At 65.8% G+C, this 4,906-nt stretch carries 5 protein-coding genes; 1 reads left to right on the top strand and 4 read right to left on the bottom strand.

Annotated features, from left to right (window positions below):
- Positions 1 to 291: 291 nt before the first annotated feature.
- From ACIHCQ_RS44470 to ACIHCQ_RS44480, 3 genes are all read right to left on the bottom strand, one after another.
- The gene (locus ACIHCQ_RS44470) at positions 292 to 774 is read right to left on the bottom strand and encodes a hypothetical protein (protein ID WP_399675054.1); all 483 of its coding nucleotides are present in this window, start codon (positions 772 to 774) and stop codon (positions 292 to 294) included.
- Positions 775 to 966: 192 nt separating this feature from the next.
- On the bottom strand, positions 967 to 1,374 hold the full coding sequence (locus ACIHCQ_RS44475) for a hypothetical protein (RefSeq protein ID WP_399675057.1): 408 nt from the start codon (positions 1,372 to 1,374) through the stop codon (positions 967 to 969).
- A 575-nt stretch (positions 1,375 to 1,949) separates the two neighbouring features.
- Positions 1,950 to 2,243 carry a hypothetical protein gene (locus tag ACIHCQ_RS44480; RefSeq protein WP_399675061.1) on the bottom strand — a complete coding sequence of 98 codons (294 nt, stop codon included), beginning with the start codon at positions 2,241 to 2,243 and terminating at the stop codon, positions 1,950 to 1,952.
- A gap of 82 nt (positions 2,244 to 2,325) precedes the next feature.
- Between ACIHCQ_RS44480 and ACIHCQ_RS44485 the strand changes: the two genes are divergently transcribed.
- Entirely contained in the window at positions 2,326 to 3,570 is a 1,245-nt protein-coding gene (locus tag ACIHCQ_RS44485) for a hypothetical protein (RefSeq protein ID WP_399675064.1), read from the top strand.
- A 197-nt stretch (positions 3,571 to 3,767) separates the two neighbouring features.
- Here the strand turns inward: ACIHCQ_RS44485 and ACIHCQ_RS44490 are convergent.
- Positions 3,768 to 4,906 (bottom strand): IS3 family transposase gene (locus ACIHCQ_RS44490; RefSeq protein WP_399675067.1). Its coding sequence is split into 2 segments (ribosomal slippage), with 1,140 coding nucleotides annotated over them: positions 3,768 to 4,681 and positions 4,681 to 4,906; the frame shifts between segments, so codons are not numbered across the junction. This gene is flagged as partial in the annotation.

The following is a 4,906-nucleotide window of genomic DNA, read 5'->3' on the forward strand; positions in this document are numbered from 1 at the left end:
AACCGCGTCACTACCAAGGGGCCCGTTCTCTCATGCCCGCGGCCGCACCCGAACCTCCGTCCAGATGATCACCCGCGCCGCACACCTCGAACGAGGTCGGGTTTGCCACAACGCACTGAGTCAGCAGCGCTTTTGGCTGCCGTCATTCCGGAGGTGGCTGGAGAATATCCATCCAGTAGCGCCCTCTGCGGTGCCGTGGTCCCAAGCGTTTCCGGACTCGTTGAGGGTCCAGCAGTCCATCTCGAACGTCTCCCGAATCCGACGATCAGCACCGAACTCCACCCAAGCCGCTTAGAACCCCTTCCCCCGTTGCCAGTTGGACCAGGACCCGCTGGTACTGCGTGTGTTGTGCCACCACCTGCCGTCGTCGCCCACGCAAGCTATGGTGATGGACCAGCCACTGGCCGTTGAATCGAATCCGTACTCCGGCTTGCAGGAACCGCCCAGCCCGCCGTACCAGCTGCTTACTCCGGACGCCGTTGCCCAGCGGCTGTAGACGGCGCGGTTGGTGCCGAGCACGAAGACTTGCAGGTATCCGTCGGGCTTCAACCAGTACACGGCGTCGATGGGTGCGCCCAGGCAGTAGAAGCTGCCGCCCCAGTTGGTGAAGTGGCACCAGCCATCGTCCGTCTTGTCGACGAGCCCGGGGGTCTTTTCAATCTTGACCGTGCTGCTGGGTGGCGCTGGGGCGGCCTGCGCCGAAGCGGTGGCCGCGGTGGCAGCCAGCATGGCGCTCCCGGCGAGGGTGGCGAGCTTGAGTGTCCAGGACTTCATAGTAGAAACCTCCTGTTGTTGACTGCGGGTTGAACGGCTCACTCCGTGGCGGCGCGCACGGCCGGTCGCGGTGTTCGGCTCGCGGATCCTGCGAGGCGGCGCTCTGCGGGGCCTGCGGAGCCTGCGGGGAGAGCCTCCTGATGTGCCGGTACCGCTGTGGCCGGATGATGCGGCCTCGGGCGGTCAGTACGCCTAGGCAGCCCAGCTGCCGCTGGACTGCGCCGTGGAACGGAACCGGAAGACGAAGGCGGTACCGGGGTCAACGTTGTACTTGACCACGGTCCACTGGTCCGCGGCGGCGTACACGAAGTCATCCGGATCCGGACACTCCAGCGTGCCTTCGGGGATGTTCTCGATGCAGACCTGGACGTACCGGTTGGTCTTCGGCTTGATGTTGATGTCGTTGCAGGAGCCGGAACTCTGTAGGTGGTCTCCGGCCGGGTAGTCCCTGGGGCCGTTGGGCTTGAAGTAGGTTTCGGCAGAGCCGTAGCAGGATTGCGCACCGGCCGGTGCTGCGTTGGCGGAGGGGGCCATGGCGAGGGCTGTTCCGATCAGGGAAGCCGCAGCGGCCAGGGGAATCAGACATGAACGGACAGACATGATCTGTGATCACCTGCTTTCAGACGTGGTAGGCCCACTATGACCGCGCAGACCGCGAACCATGTGCTGTCCGGTCTGTCCTGGACACGTCCCGGTCTGTCCTGGACACGTCCCGGTCTGTCCTGGACACGTCCCGGTCTGTCCTGGACACGTCCCGGTCTGTCCCGGACAGCACCGCGCCCGGCACCGTCGGGACTAGCGTTACGCGCCCGTACCCCACGGTTCTGGGGGCGGGTCCCTCCCACATACCGCCTGTCCAATCCACAGCCAACTTCACCCAAGCCAGGCCCCACTGGCGACTACTCGAAGCGACAGTGGCGCCACATGTGTTGCACGCGATAGTGTCGCTTGCACCGGCGCTGAGCTGCACAAAGTGGTCTCCACTCGCCTTGCGCCACACGGTTACCCCCAGAGAAGACAACAATGGGGCGGTCACACCCAAGGCCGGCGGCCGCGCTCTGCACGGCAGGACCTGGGACCAGAAACGGATCGACATCGAGCTGTGATCGCCCGCCCGTGGGAGGGGCCCCGAACCGGCGCGCGGTTCGGGGCCCCTCCCACATGCCGCCGCCGGGTCAGCCCGCGGCGGCCCGCCGGTCGGCCACCGTCTTCCTGGCCTGCTGCAAGTCCTCGTACGTAGCGGCGTCCAGCGTCTCCATCCGGGTGAGGGCCTTCGTGGTGTCGTCCTGCTTCATCGCGCTGCCGCCGAACTCCAGCAGCAGCTCCACCATCGCGTGGCTCTTCCAGTGCCGCAGTTCCGCCTCGTTCACCATCTCCGGGCCGCCGGTCATCATCAGGTCGACCAGGTGCGATCTCTCGGTTTGGGGTCGGTGGGTGTGAGAGTCGGTGGTGATGGCTCCGGTCTGCACTATTTCGGTGCTGATCGGGGGTGTTTTCGGGGCTGGGGCGTCACTGTCATGGAGCGAGAGATCCGAGGGGAATGATGCTGTCGTGGGGCTTCATCTCATGGCGGGTGATGCTGTCTCAGGTTCGAGAGTTCTCAACCAGGCGCTCCTGGGCCCGCTGCGATCTGTCGGCTTCGTCGCGGGAGCGTGTCAGTGGCGGTTTGTCGGGGGAGCGACGTTTTTTGCTGGTGGCTGGCCATGGGGGTCAGGTTCGTCGCTGACACGGGGCGACATTTTGTGGCCTGACGGTTGTCATGAAGCGGTATGCGTACAGGTGGCTCATTGCCACGACGACGGCACATCGCACCCCGACACCCGTGTCGTGATTGGCGGAGATCTGCATTGCTCTCCCGCACACGAGAACGTGACCATCAGCTCCATGAGTCCCTCACGACGGCAGGCCCTTGAAGAGATCGCCGACCTATCCGCCTTCATGAAGGCACTGCGCCAGTTGAAGAGTGATTCCCGGCTGTCCTACCGGCAGCTGGAAGAGCGCGCGGCAGCCTCCGGGGACCTACTGCCCCGCAGCACCGCTTCCGTGCTGCTGAGCCGGGACGCCGTCCCGTGCCTCGATCAACTGGCCGCCTTCGTAAGGGCCTGCGGAGACGGGGAACTGGTGGAGGTGTGGCTTGAGGCCCGGGACAGAATCACCGGACAGGACCAGGCAACTCCACCGGGAAGCGATGACGCCACCCCTGTGGTCTCCCGCCAAGGCCGAACAGACGGTCCTCATGAAGTCAAGGCAGGCTGCCTTCAGACGAAGCAGAGCACCCATTCAGGGTTTCCGCGAGGCAGAGCCATTCTTACGCTGGTTGCGGCGGTGGCGGCAGCGCTGGGTCTGGGCGCCTGGGGGATGGCGCTCTTCCAACAGGATGGCACGGTCAAGCCCACTTCCGCCGTGACGTCCTCCCTGACCACCGTCACGGCTCAAGGGCCCGACAACGGGTTCACCCTCTTCGAGGGGAGAAGCGCCAACGGATCAACAGCAGCCAGCATCGGATACCGGTACTGGGACACCCGGGACGGCTGGTACGGCATCGAGTACGTCATGCCGTACTCCCGAGACCAACGTGAAACCCGCATGGAGGGCTGGGGCGGAACCCTGCGCATGCACTACGAGGACCGCCACGGAACCCACACCAGCAGCCTCACGGAAAACCCTGACGGCGAACCTGACGCGGGCATGGACAGCGTTCGCTACGGCATGAAGAACGTATGGTTCGAAGTCTGCGACTCCGATCAACAGGACCGGCTCCGCGGCTGTCAACGCCTGCATATGGCCAGACTCTGAGCCAGGGCGTGTGTCAAAAGTGGATCTTGATCCGAGATGATCTTGGTTCATGGAGCATGGAGATTTGACGGACGAGCAGTGGGCGGTGCTGGAGCCCCTGTTGCCGAGGGCAAGAAGTCCGGCCGACCGCCGATATCCTGCCCCGGTCTGGGACATGACCCCGCCGGGCCTTGACCCTTGATCGTGGACACCGGTTGTCATGCGGCAGCGGCCAGCGTAGTTGATCGTTGCTCGAAGGCGATCGGGCTGATCTGGCCGAGGCGGGAGTGCCTTCGCCGGGTGTTGTAGCGGGTCGCCCAGCGGAAGACCGCGAGCCGGGCCTCGCGCGCCCCGGTCCACCGCTTCTTCCCCTGCAGCGTCTCCCGTTTCAGGGATGCGTTCAGCGATTCCGCGGCGGCGTTGTCCGCGCTGGTGCCCACCGCACCGCGCGACCTGACTACACCGAGGTCCTCGCAGACCTGGGCGAACTCCTTGGAGGCGTATTGCGCCCCGTTGTCGCTGTGGAAGATCGCCCCGCGCAAGCCGCCGACGCCCCGGACTGCGGCCGCGGCCTTGAGTGCGTCGGTGACCAGCGAGGTCCGCATGTGGTCGGCGATGGACCAGCCCGCCAGTCGCTTCGAGTACAGATCCAACGCCGATGCGAGGTAAAGGAACTGGCCGTCTCCGATGGGCAGGTAGGTTATTTCGCCCACGTACCGGGTATTCGGTGCGATCGCCGTGAAGTCGCGCCGCAGCAGGTCCGGCACGGGCGTCGCCGCCGGCTCGGGGATGGTGGTGCGGACCTTCTTGCGCAGGTGCAGCCCGACAATGTTGAACTTCCGCATGACGCGTGCCACCCGCTTGTGGTTGACCCGCTCGCCCTCGTCACGGAGCTCGGCTGTCACGCGTGGAGCCCCGTAGGTACCGTCGGACTCGGCGTGGATATCGGTGATGCGCCCGGCGAGCTCGGCATCGGCCCGGGCCCGCCCGGCCCGCGCGTCCGCGCCGGCCAGCCACCGGTAGAACCCGGACCGGGAGACAGTCAGGATCCGGCACAGCCGCTTGACACCGAAGGCGCCACGGTGATCGTCGACGAACTGGAAGCGGCTGCTCACCAGCTGGTCTCGCCCGCAAAATACTTCGCGGCCCTCCGCAGGATCTCCCGTTCGAGCTCGAGTTCCTTCACCCGCGCCCGCAGCTGCCGGTTCTCCTTCTCCATCATGGTGGTCTCGCCCGCCCCGGGCCGGGCCGCCTCCTCGGCATCCCGCACCCACGTGCGGAGCGTCTCGTGGTTGACACCCAGGTCCTTGGCCACCGACGCATACGTCCCACCCGGACTGGCGTGGTACAGCGCGAC

It is taken from the genome of Streptomyces sp. NPDC052236, assembly GCF_044548015.1.
GTDB lineage: Bacteria > Actinomycetota > Actinomycetes > Streptomycetales > Streptomycetaceae > Streptomyces.